This window comes from Geminicoccus harenae (assembly GCF_019800005.1).
GTDB lineage: Bacteria > Pseudomonadota > Alphaproteobacteria > Geminicoccales > Geminicoccaceae > Geminicoccus > Geminicoccus harenae.
On sequence record NZ_JABGCL010000051.1, the window covers coordinates 1 to 19381 of the forward strand.

At 63.4% G+C, this 19381-nt stretch carries 18 protein-coding genes and 1 pseudogene; 9 read left to right on the plus strand and 10 right to left on the minus strand.

Annotated elements, in window-relative coordinates; translation table 11 throughout:
• On the minus strand, positions 1-1043 hold a 1043-nt coding region (locus HLA95_RS24880), incomplete at its 3' end, for an alpha/beta fold hydrolase (RefSeq protein ID WP_222184885.1).
• A 220-nt stretch (positions 1044-1263) separates the two neighbouring features.
• Positions 1264-1752 carry a YciE/YciF ferroxidase family protein gene (locus HLA95_RS24885; protein WP_159718708.1) on the minus strand — a complete coding sequence of 163 codons (489 nt, stop codon included), beginning with the start codon at positions 1750-1752 and terminating at the stop codon, positions 1264-1266.
• Between the two features lie 291 nt (positions 1753-2043).
• Here HLA95_RS24885 and HLA95_RS24890 point away from each other — a divergent pair, with 291 nt between their 5' ends.
• From HLA95_RS24890 to HLA95_RS24900, 3 genes are all read left to right on the plus strand, one after another.
• Positions 2044-2283, plus strand: a complete 240-nt coding sequence (locus HLA95_RS24890; RefSeq protein ID WP_159718709.1) for a hypothetical protein — start codon at positions 2044-2046, stop codon at positions 2281-2283.
• 186 nt (positions 2284-2469) lie between these two features.
• Entirely contained in the window at positions 2470-4398 is a 1929-nt protein-coding gene (locus HLA95_RS24895) for a hybrid sensor histidine kinase/response regulator (protein ID WP_191057839.1), read from the plus strand.
• Positions 4399-4414: 16 nt separating this feature from the next.
• Entirely contained in the window at positions 4415-4765 is a 351-nt protein-coding gene (locus tag HLA95_RS24900; protein ID WP_223861352.1) for a DUF3734 domain-containing protein, read from the plus strand.
• An 82-nt stretch (positions 4766-4847) separates the two neighbouring features.
• Here the strand turns inward: HLA95_RS24900 and HLA95_RS24905 are convergent, their stop codons facing one another.
• On the minus strand, positions 4848-5147 hold the full coding sequence (locus HLA95_RS24905) for a response regulator (RefSeq protein ID WP_191057838.1): 300 nt from the start codon (positions 5145-5147) through the stop codon (positions 4848-4850).
• 208 nt (positions 5148-5355) lie between these two features.
• On the opposite strand from HLA95_RS24905, the gene HLA95_RS24910 reads away from it, so the two are divergent.
• Positions 5356-5910 carry a recombinase family protein gene (locus HLA95_RS24910; protein WP_191057837.1) on the plus strand — a complete coding sequence of 185 codons (555 nt, stop codon included), beginning with the start codon at positions 5356-5358 and terminating at the stop codon, positions 5908-5910.
• A gap of 529 nt (positions 5911-6439) precedes the next feature.
• Here HLA95_RS24910 and HLA95_RS24915 read toward each other — a convergent pair.
• From HLA95_RS24915 to HLA95_RS24930, 4 genes are all read right to left on the minus strand, one after another.
• Positions 6440-7423 (minus strand): replication initiator protein A, encoded by a 984-nt coding sequence (locus HLA95_RS24915; RefSeq protein ID WP_191057836.1) that lies wholly within the window; start codon positions 7421-7423, stop codon positions 6440-6442.
• A 401-nt stretch (positions 7424-7824) separates the two neighbouring features.
• Entirely contained in the window at positions 7825-8115 is a 291-nt protein-coding gene (locus HLA95_RS24920) for a hypothetical protein (protein ID WP_191057835.1), read from the minus strand.
• Positions 8108-8743: a nucleotide-binding protein gene (locus tag HLA95_RS24925; RefSeq protein ID WP_191057834.1), complete on the minus strand. Its 636-nt coding sequence runs from the start codon at positions 8741-8743 to the stop codon at positions 8108-8110. The genes HLA95_RS24920 and HLA95_RS24925 overlap by 8 nt, the downstream gene beginning before the upstream one ends.
• Before the next feature lie 699 nt (positions 8744-9442).
• Positions 9443-10375 (minus strand): MurR/RpiR family transcriptional regulator, encoded by a 933-nt coding sequence (locus HLA95_RS24930; protein WP_191057833.1) that lies wholly within the window; start codon positions 10373-10375, stop codon positions 9443-9445.
• Positions 10376-10519: 144 nt separating this feature from the next.
• On the opposite strand from HLA95_RS24930, the gene HLA95_RS24935 reads away from it, so the two are divergent.
• The 4 genes from HLA95_RS24935 (at position 10520) to HLA95_RS24950 (ending at position 15146) form a co-directional block, all read left to right on the plus strand.
• A complete protein-coding gene (locus tag HLA95_RS24935) occupies positions 10520-11515 on the plus strand; it encodes a substrate-binding domain-containing protein (protein ID WP_191057832.1) in 996 nt (331 codons plus the stop codon).
• Between the two features lie 85 nt (positions 11516-11600).
• Positions 11601-13097: a sugar ABC transporter ATP-binding protein gene (locus HLA95_RS24940; protein ID WP_191057831.1), complete on the plus strand. Its 1497-nt coding sequence runs from the start codon at positions 11601-11603 to the stop codon at positions 13095-13097.
• A 7-nt stretch (positions 13098-13104) separates the two neighbouring features.
• The gene (locus HLA95_RS24945) at positions 13105-14082 is read left to right on the plus strand and encodes an ABC transporter permease (protein WP_191057830.1); all 978 of its coding nucleotides are present in this window, start codon (positions 13105-13107) and stop codon (positions 14080-14082) included.
• Between the two features lie 107 nt (positions 14083-14189).
• Positions 14190-15146, plus strand: coding sequence for an ABC transporter permease (locus tag HLA95_RS24950; protein ID WP_222184887.1), 957 nt, complete (start codon positions 14190-14192; stop codon positions 15144-15146).
• Positions 15147-15876: 730 nt separating this feature from the next.
• Here HLA95_RS24950 and HLA95_RS24955 read toward each other — a convergent pair.
• From HLA95_RS24955 to HLA95_RS24965, 3 genes are all read right to left on the minus strand, one after another.
• Positions 15877-17391 carry a hypothetical protein gene (locus HLA95_RS24955; RefSeq protein WP_191057828.1) on the minus strand — a complete coding sequence of 505 codons (1515 nt, stop codon included), beginning with the start codon at positions 17389-17391 and terminating at the stop codon, positions 15877-15879.
• 601 nt (positions 17392-17992) lie between these two features.
• A complete protein-coding gene (locus HLA95_RS24960; protein WP_191057841.1) occupies positions 17993-18403 on the minus strand; it encodes a helix-turn-helix domain-containing protein in 411 nt (136 codons plus the stop codon).
• 563 nt (positions 18404-18966) lie between these two features.
• Complete coding sequence (locus HLA95_RS24965) at positions 18967-19173, minus strand: hypothetical protein (protein ID WP_222184889.1); 207 nt, start codon at positions 19171-19173, stop codon at positions 18967-18969.
• A gap of 24 nt (positions 19174-19197) precedes the next feature.
• Between HLA95_RS24965 and HLA95_RS24970 the strand changes: the two are divergent.
• A pseudogene (locus HLA95_RS24970) lies at positions 19198-19381 on the plus strand (hypothetical protein); the annotation flags it as partial.

Below are 19381 nucleotides of genomic sequence, written 5' to 3' on the forward strand. Positions count from 1 at the left end.
GGTGCAGGGGACGCAACGAGGGATGTGACGGGTTGAGCAGGTCCAGCACTTCGATCCGCAACGGTCGCAATTGCCGTGACTATCTGCTCTGGCACCGCGTGGTGGACCATGTGCCCTGCCCCTGGAACCAGCTGCAGATCGCTGTGCGGGATCTGCTCATGGAGCCGGATGGCATGGCGGCCGACATCCACCACCCGGTCCTGGCTGCCCGCCATGATCACCACCGGCATGCACAGGCTGGAATAGCCCTTGCGCATCGACGCCGCTCCGTAGGCCATGGTGGCGCCATCCTGTGCCTCGGCCCGGATCTGTGACGGCCGCACCGCCATGCCATGCGGGAAGCCCTTGGCGAAGCGCCCCGGCACGGAGAGCGGCGCGAACATGCCCTTGATCAGCAGCGGCAGGAGCGCGGCACCAAGCAGCGGCGAGACCGTGTAGCGCAGCAGGTCGCCCAGCACCGGGACAGCCACCGGCGCCACCAGCAGCGCATCTGCCCGCAAGGTCGGGTGATAATAGCCGGCCAGCAGCACCAGGCCGCGCACCGCCGTCGGCTCGGCCAGGGCCAGCGCCAGAGCGACGTTGGTACCCCAGGAATGGCCCACCACTATCGGGTGCTCGATGCCGAGGCACGTCAAAGCGCGGCGCAGCAGGTTCGCCTGCGTTGCTGCCGTCCAGGGCGAGCCCTGCGGGCGGGCGCTGTAGCCATAGCCGGGGCGGTCGAAGGCAATGACACGGTGCCGCTCGGCCAAGCGCTCGAACACGCCGCTCAAGATCCAGTCCTCGGCCGTGACGACGTTGCCGTGCAGCAGGACGACCGGGGTGCCCTCGCCTCGCTCGAGATAGTGGAGCCGGACACCGTCGACGTCGATGAAGCGCCCGGCGGGTGGGTGCTGCCGCTCGACCTGGCGGGACCGGTAGATGTTGTAGAGAGCAGCCACGGCCAGTGTGGCCGCCGAGGCCGTAAGGATCTTCTCCGTCCGGGACCGTCCCGAGGTACGCCCGATCAGGCCGACGTGCGCGGCACGCGGTTGGGTCTTGGTCAACAAGTCTTCGGTTCCTGTCCGCATGAAGTGCCGCAGCGCTACGCTTTTGTGCACTGCAGCATGCCTGGATGGCCAACGTCGCCTGCCAGCCAGGGTTCCGCACAGCTTTCCGCAGGTCTGTCTTCGTCAGCCGGCGCCCGGGGTACTACTCCGAGTGCGGGCGCATTACAGGATCTCAGGCTGGTAGAGACGGGGGCGCCCTGCCCCCGCCTCGATAAGGTCAGGCTGCCTGGGGATTGATGGCGTCCTCGGCAAGCTCGGAGAGGAGTTCGTCAGTGCTCTCCTCCTCGGCGAGCGTTTCCGCGAGAAGGCCTTCGACTTCGGGTAGGCCCAACTGCTTGGCCCAGGCGAGCATGGTGCCATAGCGGGTGATCTCGTAGTGCTCGACGGCCTGCGCTGCGGCGATCAGCCCAGCGTCCAGCGCCTCTCCGTCCTGAAACTCTTCAGCGACTTCGTCACCCTCAGCGATGATCCCAAGGATCGCCTTGCACTCCACGCCCTGGGGCTGCTCGCCCAGATGCTGGAAGATCTGATCCAGCCGCTTTACGTGGTTCTTGGTCTCTTCGAGATGCACCGCGAAGGCACCTCTGAGTTCTTCCGCCTGCGCCGCCGCTGCAAGTTTGGGCAGCGCCTTCACGATCGCATTCTCAGCGTAGTAGGTGTCCTTGAGCTGGTGAAGGAATAGAGCCTTCAGGTCTTTTTCGGCCATGTCTTGCTGCTTTCGGTGCACTGAATACTTGGTAGCAGCCCAACCCGCCGATGCTCTCCCGGTTCCGAAGGCAGGGCCGGATCGGCCGCAGCTGCAGGCTGCTTAGGGTGGCAGCCGCCGGTCAGTCAGGCAGCGGCCGGAACATCTCCCGTTGTGGTGGCAGGCGGGGCAGCGTCGCGCTTGTGCGCGAGGGCGTCGATGAACGTCACGATCCGCGGCACGTTCTCAGGAATGTAGGGCTTGCGGAGCAGGCCTCAGGCCAGATCAGGATGGGCGCGCCACGGATGGACGATGGCCGCAGCGGCGACGTCGAACACCGGTCAGGCGGGGACCCGCAGGTCCAATTGCACCTTGCTGTCGATCGTCATCATGTCGGCTAAGGCCTGGAAGCTCACGGTCGCCAGCCATCATCTGCTGCGTGAGACAATCATGCTGCAGACGGTCCTGGACAAGAACGCCTGCGCCGCCTCCCTGCGCAGCAGCAGAGGAACGTTCCGGAGGCCTAATCGATTGAGTCCGGTGCACCAGTGAGACCACGCGATCATGTCGAAGAACGACGATCTGCCCTACCGCCTGTTGACCGGGAGCTGCGTCTATGTCTGCGTGGACATGCCGCGGCTGTTACCAGAAAGGCCCAGACGTGACCCGCTGCGTCATAGTGGAAATCATCCCACGCGACAGCGTGGCTGTGGACGCGTGCTCTGCTGAACGTCTCCAATGAACCAGAAATCATCTCTGCTCGCTGCTGGTGACCGACGCTTTCAGCTGCTCGTCGAGGCGCTCACCGACTATGTCATCTACCTGCTCGATCCAGACGGCTATGTGATCAGCTGGAACCCGGGCGCCGAACGGACCAAAGGCTATTCTCCCGAGGAGATCATCGGGCAGCCCTTCGAGCTGTTCTTTACGCCCGAGGACCGGGCTCAGGGAAAGCCGCGTCGCGCGCTCAAGCTGGCGGCGACCAATGGACGCTTTGAGGATGAGGGCTGGCGCATCCGCAAGGACGGCAGCCGCTTTTGGGCCCTGGCTGTGCTCGACCCCATCCGCGACGAGGATGGCTCGCTGATCGGCTTTGCCAAGATCAGCCGCGACATCACCGAGCGTAAGGCAGCCGAGGAGGCATTGCGCGCGAGCGAGCGGCGCTTCCGCCTGCTGGTCGAGGGGGTGACCGACTACGCCATCTTCATGCTGGATCCGCAGGGGCAGATCACGAATTGGAACAGCGGTGCCGAGCGCATCAAGGGCTACACCGCCCAGGAGATCGTCGGCCAGCACTTCTCGCGCTTCTACACCGAGGAGGACCGCGCGAACGGCGAGCCGCAGCGCGCCCTCGAGACCGCCATCCACCACGGGAAGTACGAGAAGGAGGGCTGGCGTGTCCGCAAGGGCGGCACCCGGTTCTGGGCGAGCGTCGTCATCGATCCTCTTTGGGACGAGGACACGCTGGTCGGGTTCGCCAAGATCACCCGTGACATCACCGAGCGGCGGCAGGCGCAACAGGCGCTCGAGCAGGCCCGGGAGGATTTGTTCCAGGCCCAGAAGATGGAAGCCATCGGACAGCTGACCGGCGGCATCGCCCATGACTTCAACAATCTGCTCCAGGCGCTCTTGGGTTGCCTGCAGATGGTGGAGCGTCGCGTTTCCGATCCACGGGTTCACTCACTGCTGGCGGCTGGCCATCAGGCTATCGAACGCGGCTCCAAGCTCACCCAGCAGCTGCTGGCGTTCGCCCGCCGCCAGGCGCTGCGCCCGGAGCCCGTCGACATCCGTGACCGGTTGCTTGGTGCGTCCGAACTGCTGACCCGGGCGCTGCGGGCCGACATCCACGTGGCGGTGGATCTGCAGTCGGATCTATGGCCGATTGAGGTGGACCCCACCCAATTCGAGCTTGCTGTGCTGAACCTCGCGGTCAACGCGCGCGATGCCATGCCTGGAGGCGGAAGCCTACGGATCGAGGGGCGCAACGCGCTCTTGGTACCTGGTCACGATCCGGAAGGGCTTGTCGGTGAATTCGTCGACCTCACGGTAATGGATACGGGAACGGGGATGACGCCGGAAGTCCTGGCGCACGCCTTGGAGCCGTTCTTCACGACCAAGGGTGTCGGCAAGGGGTCGGGACTGGGATTGAGCCAGGTCTACGGCTTCGCCCGGCAGTCCGGCGGCACCCTTCGCCTCGAGAGCGCGCCTGGACGGGGTACCAAGGTTCTCCTGCTGCTGCCGCGCTCGGCTGACGATGTGGCGAGCATCATCCCTCCTGCATCAGAGAGCATCGATGCGGGTAGCGGGCGCATCCTGCTGGTGGAAGACGATCCGATAGTAGGACCGATGGTGGGCGGCAGTCTGGAGGATCTGGGCTACACGGTGGTGCGGGCTGCCTCGGCCGAAGAGGCGCTCGGGATTCTGGCGGGTAACACGCCCATCGACCTGCTCTTCACTGACGTGGTCATGCCGGGCGCGATGACGGGCGTGGACCTCGCCCGGCTAGCGCGCCGACTGCACCCAAACCTGCCTGTGATGCTGACGACCGGCTACAGCGAGCAGTTGCCCGCTACCGATGGCTTTCGCGTGCTGGCGAAGCCCTACCAGATCAAAACCCTTGCCACAGCGCTCAAGGCCGAACTGGCGCGCATGCCGCGGCTACCATAGGACCGATGGATCCCGCTTGCCCCCGGCTATCGTCTCCCGCCATTGGCGCATCAAGGGTCTGCAGCGGGAGTACCAGCTGCGCGATCAGCTGGAGCCTAACGGGCCGAAAGCTCAGCCGGTTCATCTGGCCTACCAGGCGCCAAGCCACGCGCTTGCCGTAAAGACGCTCAACTTCTCGCCGTCCTCGATCAGGGATCGCTGGGCCAGCGGCGGACGCGACATGGCAAGCGGTCTGGCGCTGCTGGAGCAGATCGACGGCAGCTGTGGGCGGTTCAGCTATCTTCCGGTCGATGCCGGTGAGGCAGCTATGAGGACTAAGACTGACGTGCTGTCGGGCGACCGGCCCAAACTCGATCGGGCCGCCTGAGCGGTTCTGACCCAAAATGGAACAACCGCATGGCCCGCCAGGACCAAACCTGAAGCTATCTCCAAGGAGTCTCTGCCACCGCTCAATGCTGTCGGCGGCAGAGCAGCCGCACTTGCTCCTCGAGATCGTGGTCTGTGAACGGTTTGGTCAGGCGCGGCCGGTCCTGAAGATGTTCAGGCAGGGCCCAGCCTCCATAGCCGCTCGCCAGCAGGAACGGGATGCCGCGAGCCAGCATCTGTTCCGCCACCGGGTAGACGTGGCCGCCGCGGGTAGACAATCCGGCAGAGGTTGTCGCGCAGGACCAGCGGAAGAGAAGAAAGCTCAGGCTCGGCGGGTGACAAGGCTGACGGAAAACAGATAATTCCTGGCCCCGTTTCGCCACCTCAGTACTAGTCTCTTCTTCTACCAAGGTTTGTGCACGACGACCCCTGTCGGATGGTCAAGCTGTACGGCACCATCCTCTTTGGGTCTACCCTAGCAAGACGATCGGCCGAGACGCCCTCTCCTGTCTCACATGGGTTGTTCTTAATTTTCCGAGACGCTAGGCAGAACGGGTCTAGACACCAGCGAGACAGGAGGCCCCTCCCCTCATGCCTGTCTACGGCTATGCCCGGGTCAGCACGTTCGACCAGGATCTTACCCTCCAGCAGGACGCGCTGAGGGCCGCCGGCTGCAGCGTAGTCCGTGCGGAGAAGGCCAGCGGCACCCGGCGCGATGGCCGCACCGAACTGCAGGTACTGCTCGACTTCCTTCAGCCGGGCGACACGCTGGTGGTCACCCGGATCGACCGGCTGGCCCGCTCGATGAAGGACCTGCAGGACATCGTGCACGAGTTGAAACAGAAAGGGGTGAGCCTCAAGGCGACCGAGCAGCCGATCGACACCGGCACGGCGGCGGGCAAGGCATTCTTGGACATGCTCGGGGTGTTTGCCGAGTTCGAGACCAACCTGCGCCGGGAACGGCAGCTGGAGGGGATCCGGGCAGCCAAGGCCAAGGGCGTCTACAAGGGCAGGAAGCCCAGCATCGATGTGGCGGAGGTCCGGCGTCTGAAGGAGGAAGAGAAGCTCGGTGCCTCCGCCATCGCCCGCAGGCTCAAGATCGGCCGGGCCAGCGTCTATCGGGTGCTGACAACGGCCAACCGGTAGCAGGCAGCGAGCTGCCTTTGCGGGCCATGCAGCTATCTAGAGCCCAGCGAGCCGCCTTTGGCCCGGACCGTCGTTGCGAACCGCTGACCACAGTAGGCGCTGTTGGCGTAGACGTCACCCGGCTCATCTGGCAGCGCATCTTCGCCTGCCCCGGCTATCATGGACGTTGCCTAGCGCGACACCGAGCGCTCGGTGTTCCCCTCGGGAAACGATCATCCCCAGCACGCCCTGACAGCCAAGCAGCTTACACAGCCTGCAAGCTGCAATCTTGCTGCAATCTTGCCATAACCTACGAGATTTCATGCGGCTGCACTTGCCGCCTTCCTCGCGAGCCCGCTGTCCGTTTTGGAGTTTTAAATTATGTTTTAGAGTTTTAGGGGCCAAAACTACCGAATCGGCTTGAAGAATCAGCAGCTTGCCGACGAGCCCGGTGGGCAATGTACGGGATCTAGTGGGTAATGTACGGATCCGGGTGGGTGATGTACGGGGTCTGGTGGGTAATGTACGGAACTATCCACAAGGAGGCGGGTCAGCCGCCCGGCTGGCCGCTGCCATCCGTACATTGCACACCCAGGCCCGATCGATGCCGCATCACCAGCATCGGCCCCCCCTGCCCTTCCTGCTCAGCGATGGCATATTCGGGAAGGTCGTCTGCCTCGACCAGCTTGCGCAGCATGCGGCTGAACTCCTTGAAGGAGCTGGCGCTGCCGCTGTGCTCGTAGATGGTCCGAAAGGACCACATCGCTTCGCCTCGACCGGCCGCCCGACGCGCCAAGCGATAAAGGAACCGGCCGACGCCGGGCTCGATGAGGAAGTAGTCGGGATGGACGGTCAGGACATCGGGCCGCTCCATCTCCACCACCTCGCGGTAGATCCAGTCCGGCAGTTCGATCTCGACGGCATCGACCTTGCCCGTGGCGGCGCCCGACACGACACGGTAGCGGTTGATGAGCCCCTCGCCTTCCGTCACGGTGATGACCCTGCCAGCCCGGTTCTTCCTGGTCCGCTCCACGATGACGTGCGTGGTGCTCAGCCGCGTAAGGGCGGCGACCAAGTCATCGTGCTGCTTGCCGCCATCGCCGCGACGGCAGAATTTGAGGATCTCGGCCACGTTCGGGCGGAAGGCCCGGCCCGGCTTGTCGCCCTTGCCTGCCCGCCAGCGGTTGGTGGCGGCGGTCAGGTGCGAGACGGCCATCAGGACGATGTCATAGTCCCAGACCGATGCCATGCCGGCCGGGCCGGCAGACACCTGCACGAAGCCATCGGGCATGTCGTAGCGGATGATGTCGCCCGGCCGCTTGTCCTTCTTGGACAGGCGGAATACCGCCACGTCCATGATGCTGCGGCTGTCCTTCGTACCGACGTCATAGAGGGCGGGCGCGAAGAAACTGGGCTGCGACTCGGTCTTAGGCGGCTTGCGCACCGAGGCTCTCCGGCTGGCGCGCCCGCCATTCTCCGCGACCGACTCGCCCAGCTTCTCCAGGGCAGCCCTCAGCTTGCTTGCATCACCCATCCCGTCAGCCCGCGACCGGCTCACGTGGCTGGATCTCCGTCTCGATCCTGCCAATTGCCTCGGATCTGGCGGTTCCAGGCTCGGGCCGGGGCTGCCGATTCATCCAATCATCGAGATGAAGCGGATCCATTATTGGCGACCCTGATGCGATGTTGCATGCGGGACACCCAAGGAACGCCGCATGGCAGCAGCACTCCCTTGCGCCAGGTTGCCCCCGGCCATCTGAAGGACGTGTCTGACCACCGGCGTCTCCTGCTGGTCTCGAACAGCGTCTGCATACCCGCGCACCAGGACGACTGATGGGCAGGCCCCCCGAGGAGCGTCATACTGGTAAGCGGTGGCTGGCGAACGGTCAATCCGATGCGGCTCATGCAGCCATCTAGACGCCAGCTTGCAGCTATCTAGCGACTGGATTGCTGCTCGTAAGCATCCAGAGCCTTCTCCAGAACCTCGACCAGCAGCAGGCCGTCGCGCTCAGCGATGTCGCGAATGCGGACGTCGAACTCCGGCGACACCCGGGTAGCGAATGCGACCGTGCGATGGGAGCGGCGCATGGAGCGGCCATCGCGACGGACATAGGGTGCTGGAGGTGCTGGCGCTGCCTCTGGCGCCTGGAGGTTTCGACTCGCTTCCTCCGGGGTGGGCGGCGTACCCAGCCGGCTCCGGGTCTTGAGCTTCGAGGCGTCAGCCATGGTCGGTCACCTTGTCGATCAGATCCTGGATGAGCGAATCGGCTCGGGCGTTCAGGCCAGCGAAGCGGGTTTCAGTGACGGCCCGGCCGCTGTTCTGGGCGGTGCGGTAGGCAGGTCGTTCGACGAGACAGCCCATCAGGACGCTGTAGCCGGCTTCTTCGAGATACAGCCTTGCAGCGGCTTCCTCGGCGTCCGTGCCGATCCGGTTCAAGGCGAAGGTGACGCGCTCGACCGGAATCCCCGCCTTCACTAGGGCGTGGAACTCGCGGACGGCAGGCCGCAGGTCATCCAGGCTGGCGCCGGTCGGCTGCACAACCAAGCTGGCCGAGCGGGCGATCTCTAGCGTGGCGGCACTGGTCCTGGCAGGGCCATCGATCACCAGAAGGTCGAAGGCATCGGCTGCCTTCAGGGCCTGGGCAGCCGAACCGAAGGCTTCGGCGGCGACCACCGGCTCGATGGCGGCGGCGAGGCGGATCCGGTGCCAGTCGACCGAGGTCCCCTGTTGGGTATCGAGGTCGGCAATCTTCACCGACAGGCCGCTGGCAGCGGCCTCCCTGGCCAATGCACGGGCGAGGGTGCTTTTGCCCACGCCGCCTTTCTGGCTGACGAACGCGACTACGGTAGCCATGCAGCATCTTTCGGTGGATGCCTGTACCTAGCCAACAGGTAGCAGCTTGCCAACCGATAGAATGCAGATGGATAGCAGCAAGATGGTAGACATCAGGCAGCATGCTACCACCTTCCAGCAGCCACGATGAGCCGTGATCCTCGTGCGTGCATGCCTCCAAATGACGACGCACTGGCGACTCTGACCGACGGCAGGTGAGGGGACACCGGTCGGCGTTCCGCCAGGAGCAGGTTATCGCTGCCCTGGGCCAGGGTGTGGGCAGGGCTTCACAGAAACGTCCTCACTGGCGCTCCAGCCCCATGACATTGTCCGGTAGGGCCCGCATCGGCGCATCCTGCTGCAAGTAGAAAGACGTCGTGATTTTTCTATCTCGCTGCTATCTAGCAGCGAGCCGTTACCAGGCACGCTGCTAGCTTTTGATCGAGGGTTAGCCGTCAGCGGCGCGCTAGGCATCGACGGGCCCTGCAGCATCGGCTGTTCATCCGGACGGGGCCGTGGGCCGTCCGCCACGCTCAGGGCCGGGACCAAGTCGGCCAGGCGGATCGCTAGGCATTCATAGCTGCGGTCGGTCATGTGCAGCGCGTCCTCGCCCAGGAGCTCGTCGGCGCGGGGCGCGGCGCTGGAACAGGACGGGAGTCACGCCAGCCGCTCGCGCCCTGCTCGCCACCATGACCGAGACGCTGCGGCTGTTGGCCTTGGTCATTTCATGCGGCTTCTTGCGATGATGCTGTCGGTATAGTCCAGGCGTGGCAAGGCACGGTCGTGCTCCTGCACGGCGACGAGGGCGTAGAGAGCGTCCATGACCATGAGCTGGGCCATCTTGGACACCATGGATTCGTAGATGCCTTCCCCGCCACTTGGTTCGGCTATTGTGGCGGGCGTGAGCAGGAGGGCGTCGGCATAGCGCGCCAGCGGCGACGCGCCCGACGAGGTGATGGCGACGGTGGGCATGCCCAGTGACTTGGCTTCCTTCAGTGCCGCAACGATGGTCCGGGTGCGCCCGGAATCGCTGACGGCCACGGCGGTGGCACGGTCGGCAAGGCCGGCGATCGCGAACATCTGGACGTTCGGATCGCGCTCGAAGATGCAGGCCTTGCCGATCCTCAAGAAGCGCATGACGCCATCCTCGGCAGCCAGCAGGGAGGAGCCCATGCCGAGGAAGAGAATGGTCTGCCGGTTGGAGAGGAAGCTCGCGGCCTTTTGTAGCTCCGCCGGATCAAGCGTGGCGGAGGCGGCGGTGATCACGTCGGCCTGGCGACGTGCGACCTTGGAGATGATGGATGCGGCGTCATCAGTGAGCGCAATGCCCTCATAGACCGCATGCTCCGAAGCCTCATGTGCGCGGCGCACTGCCGTCTGGGAAAGGCCCTCGGCCAGCATGATCCGAAAATCCTGGTAGCTTTCGGCTCCCATAGCCCGGACGAAGCGGCTCACCGTGGCCTGCGAGACCTCTGCTGCCTCGGCCAGCTCCTTGATGTTCATCGATTTGGCAGCTGCGGTCTGTTCCAGCACGAGATCGGCGACGCGGCGCAGCGTAGGGTTCAGCCCCTGCCGCAGCGCGTGGATCCGATCAGTGATTTCCGCTTCTCCTATCATCACGTCCAGTTCCTCGACGCGGAGCAGATCTGGCACCACCAATTCTGTAAGTAATTTTCTTTCGAGCAAAGCTGCAAGGAAATTCTCTGTCTAGACTCGCCTGAGGACCCGACTTACGGTCAAGCTCGTGGGTCCGGCCGCTGAACGATGCCGTACGATACTCAGCAGGGAAGGCAGATCATGGGGAAGCTTCACTCCTGCGCGCTTGGCGCAGCCATCGCATTCACCGTCCTCGCAGCGCCGGCAGATGCCCAGGAAAAGCGGACGTACTACTACGCGTCGCAGCTGCAGGGACACCCTTACCTCCTCGATTCGCTGCTCGGCATGGACTATGCCGCGTCCAAGTTCGGCGTGGACATCGTCAGCATCGGACCGCAGGGCTGGGATCCGGTGGGGCATGCGGAAGCGGTGGAGCAGGCCATCGCCAAGCGACCGAGCGGCATCGTGACGACGCTCTGGGAGCCGGGCGCGGTGCCTGCAATCAAGCGCGCGATGGAGCAGGGGATCCCTGTCATCGTGATCGAGGCGGTCGTGCCCGACAACGGTGCGATGACCTTCATCGGCCTCGACAACTATGAAGCCGGCGTCGACACGGCCAAGGCGCTGATCGCCGTCGGTGGCGACACCGGCAAGCTGGTGGTTTCGGGCAACTGGGGTGCGTCCAACACGGACGCCAAGTTCCAGGGCCTGATGGACCATCTGAAGGCCAACTCGAAGTGGGAGTTGCTCGGCCGCGTGGATGACAAGGCCACCACCGAGACGGCGATCGATGCCGCCAAGACCATGTACAACACCTACCAGGACATGACCGGCATCGTCGGCCTGGATTCCAGCTCGGGCACCGGCATCTGTCTGGCCGCCGAGGAGCTGGAAAAGGATATTACCGAGCTGGCCGTGGTCGTGAATGACCGCGAGGCGCCTGTGCTGGAATGCATCGAGGCTGGCGACATCGATGCCACCGTGGTCAACAAGACCGCGCTTCAGTCCTTCATGGCGATCCAGATGCTGGAAGCCTACAACGACCAGAACATCGGCCTCGCGAACGCCCCGATCTCCAGCGACAACAAAGCTGCCGGCGTGACGCCGTTCCCGCAGTACATGTACATGGGCACGGAAGTCATCGACAAGGACAACATCCAGTATTTTGTCTCGCAGAACATGCCGAGCTTCAACTAGGTCAGCTTGACTGGCATGATGGGGCGGTACGCGATACCCGCGACCGCCCGCTTTCTCCAGCCGCCGGCCTCCTTCGGAATCGGTGATGACGGATACTGTCCTGGCGCTCGACGGGATCTCCAAGTCCTATGGCGCGGTGAAGGCGCTCACCGGCGTGACGTTCTCGATCGCCCGTGGCGAGATCCACACCCTCTTGGGCGAGAATGGAGCCGGCAAGAGCACGACGCTCAAGATCATCAAAGGCGAGGTGACTCCCGACAGCGGAACCCTCACGATCGAGGGCAGCCCGGTCACGGAGTTCGACCCGGCCAATGCCGACCGGTACGGCATCTCGATGGTCCACCAGGAGCTGGCGGTCTTCGAGAACATGACCGTTGCGGAGAACGTGTTCATCGATCGCCCGCCTTGCCGGGGAGGGCTGATCGACAGCCGAGCCATGAACGCGCGCACCGCGGAACTGCTGGAGCTGTTCGGGCTGGAGATCGATCCGCGCGAGCGCCTGCTGCACCTCACGCCTGGCCAGCGCCAGATCATCGAGATCCTGCGCGCCATCAATGCCGAACGTAAGGTGCTGATCCTGGACGAGCCGACCTCCGGCCTGAACGCCCGTGAATCCGAGATCCTCTTGGCCCTGCTCCAGCGCCTGCGCGCTCAGGGGCAGACGGTGGTGTTCGTTTCCCACCGGCTTGGCGACGTCCTGCAGATCAGCGACCGCATCACCGTCCTGCGCGACGGCGCGGTCGTCGAGACCCTGGTGAACGACGGGCTGACTGAGGACCATCTGGTGGCACGCATGGTGGGACGGGTGCTCTCGGCCATGCAGCATCGGCCAGCCGCCGAGGAGCGCATCCGGCAGCCGGTCGTACTCGAGGTGGAGGGACTTAGCCGGAGAGAGGCATTTGAGGACGTTTCGCTCGCCTTGCATCGCGGCGAGATCGTCGGCGTCTATGGCCTGGAAGGCTCAGGCACCTCCGAACTGTCCCATGCCTTGTTCGGCCTGATTCCCGTGGAAGCCGGCACAATCAGTATCACGGGTGAGGTGGTCGATGATCTGGAGCCACTGTCCATGATCCGCCACGGCGTTTCCTACCTGAACAGCAATCGCAAGGACGCCGGCCTGTTCATGTCCCGCCCGGTTGCCGACAATATTTCGGCGCCGGTGCTGCGCCAGGAGGCGCGCTTCGGCATGATCGACGAGAAGAAGCTGGCCGCGCGCGCCGTAGCTGCAGTGAAACGCTTCGCAATCCGGGTCGCCAGCACGGACGTACCGCCGCAGAACCTGTCCGGCGGCAACCAGCAGAAGGTCATGCTGAGCGCCTGCCTGGCACCCGACCCCTCCATCCTGATCGTCAACGAGCCGACGCGCGGCGTCGATGTCGGGGCGAAGGCAGAAGTCTACCGCGCGCTGACCGAACTCGCCGACAGCGGCAAGAGCCTGATCACCTTCTCGTCCGAACTTCCGGAACTGCTGCTGCTCGCCGACCGCATCATGGTGATGCGCGCCCGCAGGATTTCAGGCTGGCTCACCAGGCCCGCCATGACCGAGGAGCGGGTCATGGCGCTGGCAGCCGGTACTAGGTGAGGCTGTCATGACCGAAGCTACTTCCATGGCCGTCGCCACATCGGCCCTTGCAGAGCGCGGGCGGCGTCACCTGGGGCCACTGCCGCTCCTCGTGGTCACCGCGGCGCTCTGCCTGTTCCTGGGTCTGACGCGGGAGAATTTCTTCTCCGCGAGCAATCTCTACTCGCTCGTCTACGGCGTCTCGATCGAGTGCCTGGCGGTGTTCGCCTTCACCTATGTCATGGTGTTGCGCGAGATCGACCTATCGGTTGGCGCCGTCTATGCGCTGGCGGGCGTGATGAGCGGCTATTTGCTTCTCGAAGGCGTGCCGATGTGGGGAGCGATTACCATCGCTCTCGCTGCGGCGGCGCTGGTCGGGCTGATCAACGGCCTGCTCGTCGTCCGCCTGCGGGTCAATTCACTGATGCTCACGATCGGCACCATGCTCCTGGTGCGCGGCCTTGTCGGCGTGATGACCACGACCCTGCGCGGCAACACCTTCCCGCGCCCGTTCCGCGCCCTGTCCCGCGAGCAGCTCTTCGGCGTGAACGTCAGCATCGTAGCCATGGTCGTGCTCGCGATCGCGGCGATCTTGTTCCAGCAGCGCAGCGTCCTGTTCCGCCACATGTGCTATATCGGCGAGAATCTGCGCTCGGCTGTCATCTATGGCGTGCGCGCCGACCGCATCAAGGTGATGGCTTTCGTTGCATCCAGCTTCATGGCGGGCGTCGCCGGCATCTACACGGCGTCGCGGATCACCCATGCCGATGCCAATATGGGCCTCGGCATGGAATTCACCATGATCACCGCAGCCGTGCTGGGTGGCGCCAGCCTGTATGGCGGGCGGGGCAATGCCGCAGCCTCCATGCTGGGCCTGTTCCTGATCGCGGTGCTGATCAACGGCATGGCGATGTACGACATCGAGCCAGTGTTCCAGCAGTTCGTGATCGGGGCGCTGCTGATCACGACCGTCGCCGCCGACACTATCCTCAAGCGCCGCGGATGACGGGGAAAGTACGAGGATCCCAAGCCATGCAGCTCGGCTCCATGCCCCTTCTCAAACGCTGGCGCCTGGAACAGGAGGCGATCACATTCGCCGTCGTCCTGCTCCTGGTGATCCTGCTCGCCTGGGGCAGCCCGGCCTTTCTCGACAGCAATAACCTCGATTCGCTGCAAACCAGCATGGCTCCCAACATGATCATCGCCATCGGCATGATGGTGCTGTTCATCGTGGGCTTGTTCGACCTGTCGGTCGGCGCGGTGATGGGGCTGTCCGGCATCATCACTGCGCTGGTGCTGTCGGCGGGCTATGGCATGGGCGCCGCGATCGCCTGCGGCCTGGGCGTGGGGATCGGCATAGGCCTGATCAACGGGCTGCTCGTGGCCGTGTTCGGCATCAATCACCTGATCGCGACGCTGGGCGTCATGTACATGACCCGGGGCGTGATCGAGGTGCTGCTGCTGGGCGCGCCGCTTGCCGGCTTCACGAGCTTCCCGCTGGCCTTCACCATGCTGGGCAACGGCAGCATCGTCGGTGTCTACTGGATGTTCCTGTTTGCCCTCGCGTTGGTCGTGGTGGGCGAGTTCGTTTTGCGCCGCACCGTGCTCGGCCGACGGCTCTACTTCACCGGCGGCAACCATGACGCGGCGCGCCTGATCGGCATCGACACCAAGCGCATGCAGATCGGCGCTCTCGTGTTCTCGGGCTTCATGGCAGCACTCGCCGGCGTGCTGGTCACCGCGCGCATCGGCATGGCGAACCGCTATCTTGGCATCGGCCTGGAAATGAACATCATCATCGCCTGCCTGGTGGGCGGCGGCAGCATTGCCGGCGGCAAGGGCTCCGCCATCGGGGCCATGCTCGGCGTGGCATTCATCAGCTTGATCACCAACGCTTTCAACCTGTTCGAGGTGCCATCGGAGTGGCAGAGCTCGGTGATCGGGGCCGTGCTGGTCGTGGTAGTCGCGATCGACGGCATCCTGCTGCTGCGCAAGCAGCGCGTGTCCTGGCAGACGATCCTGGGATGGCGTTCCCCGCGTCGGAACTCAGCGACCCTTCCAGCAGAATAGGCCGGCTGGTGCTACTCGGCTGGGACCGCTGCAAGACAGGCTACTTTGCCGATATATTCACCTGGCACAGGTGGATGATGATGGAGCTTGCGGCAGCCAGGACAGGCGAGGGAATGCCGAGGGCCTTGAGCCCTGAGCTGGACAAGGCCCGCTGAGGGATCATGAGCAGCTTCACCTCGCCTGGGGGCTGCAGGTTCCTGATCATGTTGGGCACGTCCTCGAGCAGGAGCTCCAGATGGGCATGTGGGGGCCCTGTCTCGCCAGGATCTATACTTGCTCAGCCTCCTAACTCGAAAGATCAAGAACAACCCATATGGGGCAGGGGAGGGCGTCTTGCTCAATCGTCTTGCTGGGGTAGACCCAATAGAGGCCGCCAGCTAACCCAATGGTCGTGAGCGGGCAGGAGAGGCTGACCTCGCTCAAGCGCTGTCATGTCGTCAGCCGGAGCAGGATCTGTTTCAGGTATGGCTGAGGCACAATCGAGTATGGCGCGTCCCAACTCTCGGATCACCTCGCGATCGGGCTTGCCCTGTTCGGTGACCGGCACGCGTTCAAGCGGCACGAGGACCAAGGGCAGGGCGGCTGCACCGCCATGCTCCCTGGCGACCGCCGGCGGTTCTGCTGTCGCCCGGCGGCGGTGTCGTTGAGCGCCTTCGGCCTCACCTATGCCGCGGGGCGACCAACCATGCCGGATCGACCAGAGACGCTGCCCTGGTCGAAGGTTAGCGAGTCAGTGTGGGCGCCCAACTGCGATCAGGCTCTGGCCCCAGGTCACGAACTCGTTGCGGCCGTCGCTGTCGAGGTCGAACAGGAGCGGGAAGGCGATCCACTTGTCGTAGACATTGCTGCTGCTCTTCTCTGCAACCTTGGTGCCCTTCAGGTTCCAGTACCAGTTCCGCGACAGGATCTTCTTGCCCGCTCCATTGAACACGTCGCCGAACATCCCGACGATCTCGTCGGTGCGCTCGTCGCCGTCCAGCTCCGCGTTCTGCATGGGCAGGATTCGTGCCGCGATCGTCCGCAGGATCTTGCCGTTGGCATCGAGGATATAGGTCTTGGTGTTCTTCTCGGAGCCCCGCTGGGTGACCATGACGGACAGCGGCTTCGGCGCCGGAGCGATCTGGACGATCGACAACTCCTGCGGGTTATCGATCGTCTTGGAGAAGCCCCACAGCCACTTGCAGTTGCTGGCGTCGAACGCGCCACCGCCGCTGAAGCCGACTGCAATCGCGGTAACCCTGGGGGACTTCGGGTCGAGCTTGCCCACCCGGATGGCGTCGACGTGATCGCCGGCAGCCCAGCCCTTCAGGGTGCAGCGGATCTTGCCGTTGAAGTCGAGGGCATACTTGCCGACGAAGAAATACTCCTGGTAGCCGTCGTTGTCGGCATCCACCCCGGCTGTCTGATGACCGGCATGGCAGGTGTCGGCATGCCAGAGCTTCTTCAGGCTGGTGTCGTAGGCAACCACCCGGACCCAGTTGTCCGTGTAGTTCTTCTTGCCGCACATGCCGCTGCCGCCGGGCTGCTGCTGCGACATCAAGATGATCGGCTGCTTGTCCGCCTGCTTGCGGTAGACGGAGAGCAGGCAATAGCTGGGGAGGGAGTTGCTCTGCCCCGGCAGGCTGATCTTCCGGATCTCCTTGCCGGTGCTGCCATGGCGCGCGACCAGCAACTTGGTCGAGCCGGACTGCCAGCAGTGCAGGACGTCGTCCTTGCCGTCACCGTTCATGTCCATGACCACGGCGGTGTCGCGGTGAGTGTAGGCTTCGGAACCTTGCTTGCGGCCGGTGCCGTTGGTCACCTGCCACACCTTCCTGCCGCTCCCATCATAGAGCCGCATGATGCGGTGGCCGTTCCAGTGCAGGAACCCGTACTGGCCGTCATTGTCGGAGTCGATCGGCAGCACGCTGGAATAGGTGTTGTCGATCGCGTTGCCGTCGAGATTGATCTTCTTGAGGATGTCGACCTTCAGCGAGGACTTGGCGGCCGCGGACGCACCCGGCTGCGAGGTAGGCACATATTCCATGCCCCGAACCGCATTCCGATGCAGCAGGACGCGGTCAGCCAAACGCGTTTCCAGCGGCACTTCAGTTTCGGCCGCTGCCACCGGCAATCCTGTCACGTTAAAGAGCGAAAAGACCCAGACTACGACAGCAGCAACCGCCGCGGCTTTCCCACGCTTCATGACAATTTCCCAGTATGTGTTGGCACGTACGGAATTCAGGGCAACATAAAGCTCGTGCAAGACTGATCATCTTGCAACGTGAGCATCAGATTGATTGTGACATGCCCCGATTCTTCAAGGGGCAATGCATGCCCCCGCTTCCGGAAACAAGCATATAATCGCTCGCGATTTGCTTGAGAACAGATAGGTTCCCTAGAACATGCTGAATAAAACATTGTTAACTTTATCTAAAGAAAGAGTTCCTATGGTATCACATGTGGATATGAGTTTAAAACTTTGTATTATATATTTTTTGTTATCAGGAAAATAATATGATATGGCTTCCTGTTATCCGGGAAGATTACAGGGAACGCTGGATAGCGGCTGGACAAGCGCCGGAGCGTGTTGTGGCAGCTGGGCAGTCTGGGGGTGCCGGTGATCTGCACAAAGGTCAGATCATGGAATTGGGACCTCGATCGGCCTGCTCCGCAGACGAATCATCAATTTACTGCTGATGATCAGCGGGAAAGCGCCAAGGAAGCTCGAGCGCCTGACGTCATGAGCCAAATTGGTTGCGAGCCGGCCATGTCCCGGTCGACGACCTGGCCCTGAGCCGGAAAGCGGGCATGGTTAAGCTCTCGCAATAGCGAGTAGCCCATGCACGTACGAACGTCCTCTACGCCTATCGCTGGCCTGGCGGTTCGACCTCGTCGGTCAATACCCGCGCCAGATTGCAGATGGCTTCCTGATGACGGCGGTTCGGTATCGCGATGAAGTTGCGGGCCAGCTCCAGCAGCATCCGCTGCTGCGGCGACGGAGAAAGATTCCCGACGCCAGTCAGGCCTTCGAAGAAGAACCCGACCTCCACGCCTAGCGCCTGAGCAACCTGATAAAGACGGCCGGCGGCGATCCGGTTGGCGCCCTTCTCGTACTTATGCGCCTGCTGATAACTGACCCCGATGATGTCGGCCATCTGCTGCTGGGTGAGCCCGAGCATGATGCGCCGGATGCGCATGCGCTCACCGACATGCCGATCGATATCCAGCTCTCGACCGCGGGCAGGCATGGGGACAATCTTCCCCTTCATCATCATCTCCAAGCCAGATGTTGACCATGCAGCAGCCTCGCCAATGGCGTTTGAGGGCTTATGCCTCATGGGCGGATCGCTCTTGCGCACCCATGTCGGCTTGTCCGGCTGCCGCATGAGCCTCTGCCGCTGCGGACCACGCCATGGCCATGCCGCAGGAGGAGCCCACCTGCCCAATGCGGACCGACCGGTTCTTATTGGACCTTTCAGCCTGCCGGCATGCGAGGACGGCTCACCTTCGCCGGGATTGCCCCTGGACGGACAAGGCCCAACAGCAAGCTTGGAACACCGCTACCATCAGGATGGCAGCCAGGAAGATCGCGATCTTCGGCACGCTCATTATCCCTCAGACATCATGTAATATAATCAGCATCACAATAAGATGAACAAGCAACAAACTTTATCAACTAGATAGATACCAGATATAAACATTATCAGTGGCTGAAATGTGGACCGCATGTAAGCAATCATCGCTTATTCATCAAGCTAGTTTATTTGGGCTGCCTGAGCAAAGCATGTATGGCACCGTAGATCTCTTCCCCGCGCGGGACATTCTTGCCATAGCAAAGTCATTCTACGACCTGCAATCGAGCTTCCAGCTCGCTCATCCCCTGTTGGCGCAGCACCAGCCGGGTGGCATGGCCAGCGGCCACTAGGACATGTCGTACGGCCCGTCCCTCGAGCTGGACCGCCTCGGCCAGCGCTACCACGCGCAGCTGCTCTGGCCGCGTGGCCACAGTCGGGCCGGCGACCAGGGGCGGTGGCAAGCCGGGCAACGGTGAGGTTGCCAAGGCGGTAGAATGATCGGCATGGCCAAGAAGTGGGGAGAAGGTTCCTCGCTGCCGGGATCGGCATTGCGTCAAGATGACCGCTCACAGCTTTGCACAGCCTCAGCCGTCAGCGACGGCCACCGCTCAGGTGATGGACCGGCTCCGCTGGGTGATGCCCAGCGCGCAGCACTGCTCCAGCACGGCATCGCCTACC

Bases quoted from the DNA above. Each gene is read 5' to 3' on its own strand.
- HLA95_RS24885 (WP_159718708.1), bottom strand. From the start codon at position 1,752: ATGGCCGAAAAAGACCTGAAGGCTCTATTCCTTCACCAGCTCAAGGAC.
- HLA95_RS24890 (WP_159718709.1), top strand. From the start codon at position 2,044: ATGGCCGCAGCGGCGACGTCGAACACCGGTCAGGCGGGGACCCGCAGG.
- HLA95_RS24895 (WP_191057839.1), top strand. From the start codon at position 2,470: ATGAACCAGAAATCATCTCTGCTCGCTGCTGGTGACCGACGCTTTCAG.
- HLA95_RS24910 (WP_191057837.1), top strand. From the start codon at position 5,356: ATGCCTGTCTACGGCTATGCCCGGGTCAGCACGTTCGACCAGGATCTT.
- HLA95_RS24915 (WP_191057836.1), bottom strand. From the start codon at position 7,423: ATGGGTGATGCAAGCAAGCTGAGGGCTGCCCTGGAGAAGCTGGGCGAG.
- HLA95_RS24920 (WP_191057835.1), bottom strand. From the start codon at position 8,115: ATGGCTGACGCCTCGAAGCTCAAGACCCGGAGCCGGCTGGGTACGCCG.
- HLA95_RS24925 (WP_191057834.1), bottom strand. From the start codon at position 8,743: ATGGCTACCGTAGTCGCGTTCGTCAGCCAGAAAGGCGGCGTGGGCAAA.
- HLA95_RS24935 (WP_191057832.1), top strand. From the start codon at position 10,520: ATGGGGAAGCTTCACTCCTGCGCGCTTGGCGCAGCCATCGCATTCACC.
- HLA95_RS24940 (WP_191057831.1), top strand. From the start codon at position 11,601: ATGACGGATACTGTCCTGGCGCTCGACGGGATCTCCAAGTCCTATGGC.
- HLA95_RS24945 (WP_191057830.1), top strand. From the start codon at position 13,105: ATGACCGAAGCTACTTCCATGGCCGTCGCCACATCGGCCCTTGCAGAG.
- HLA95_RS24960 (WP_191057841.1), bottom strand. From the start codon at position 18,403: ATGATGATGAAGGGGAAGATTGTCCCCATGCCTGCCCGCGGTCGAGAG.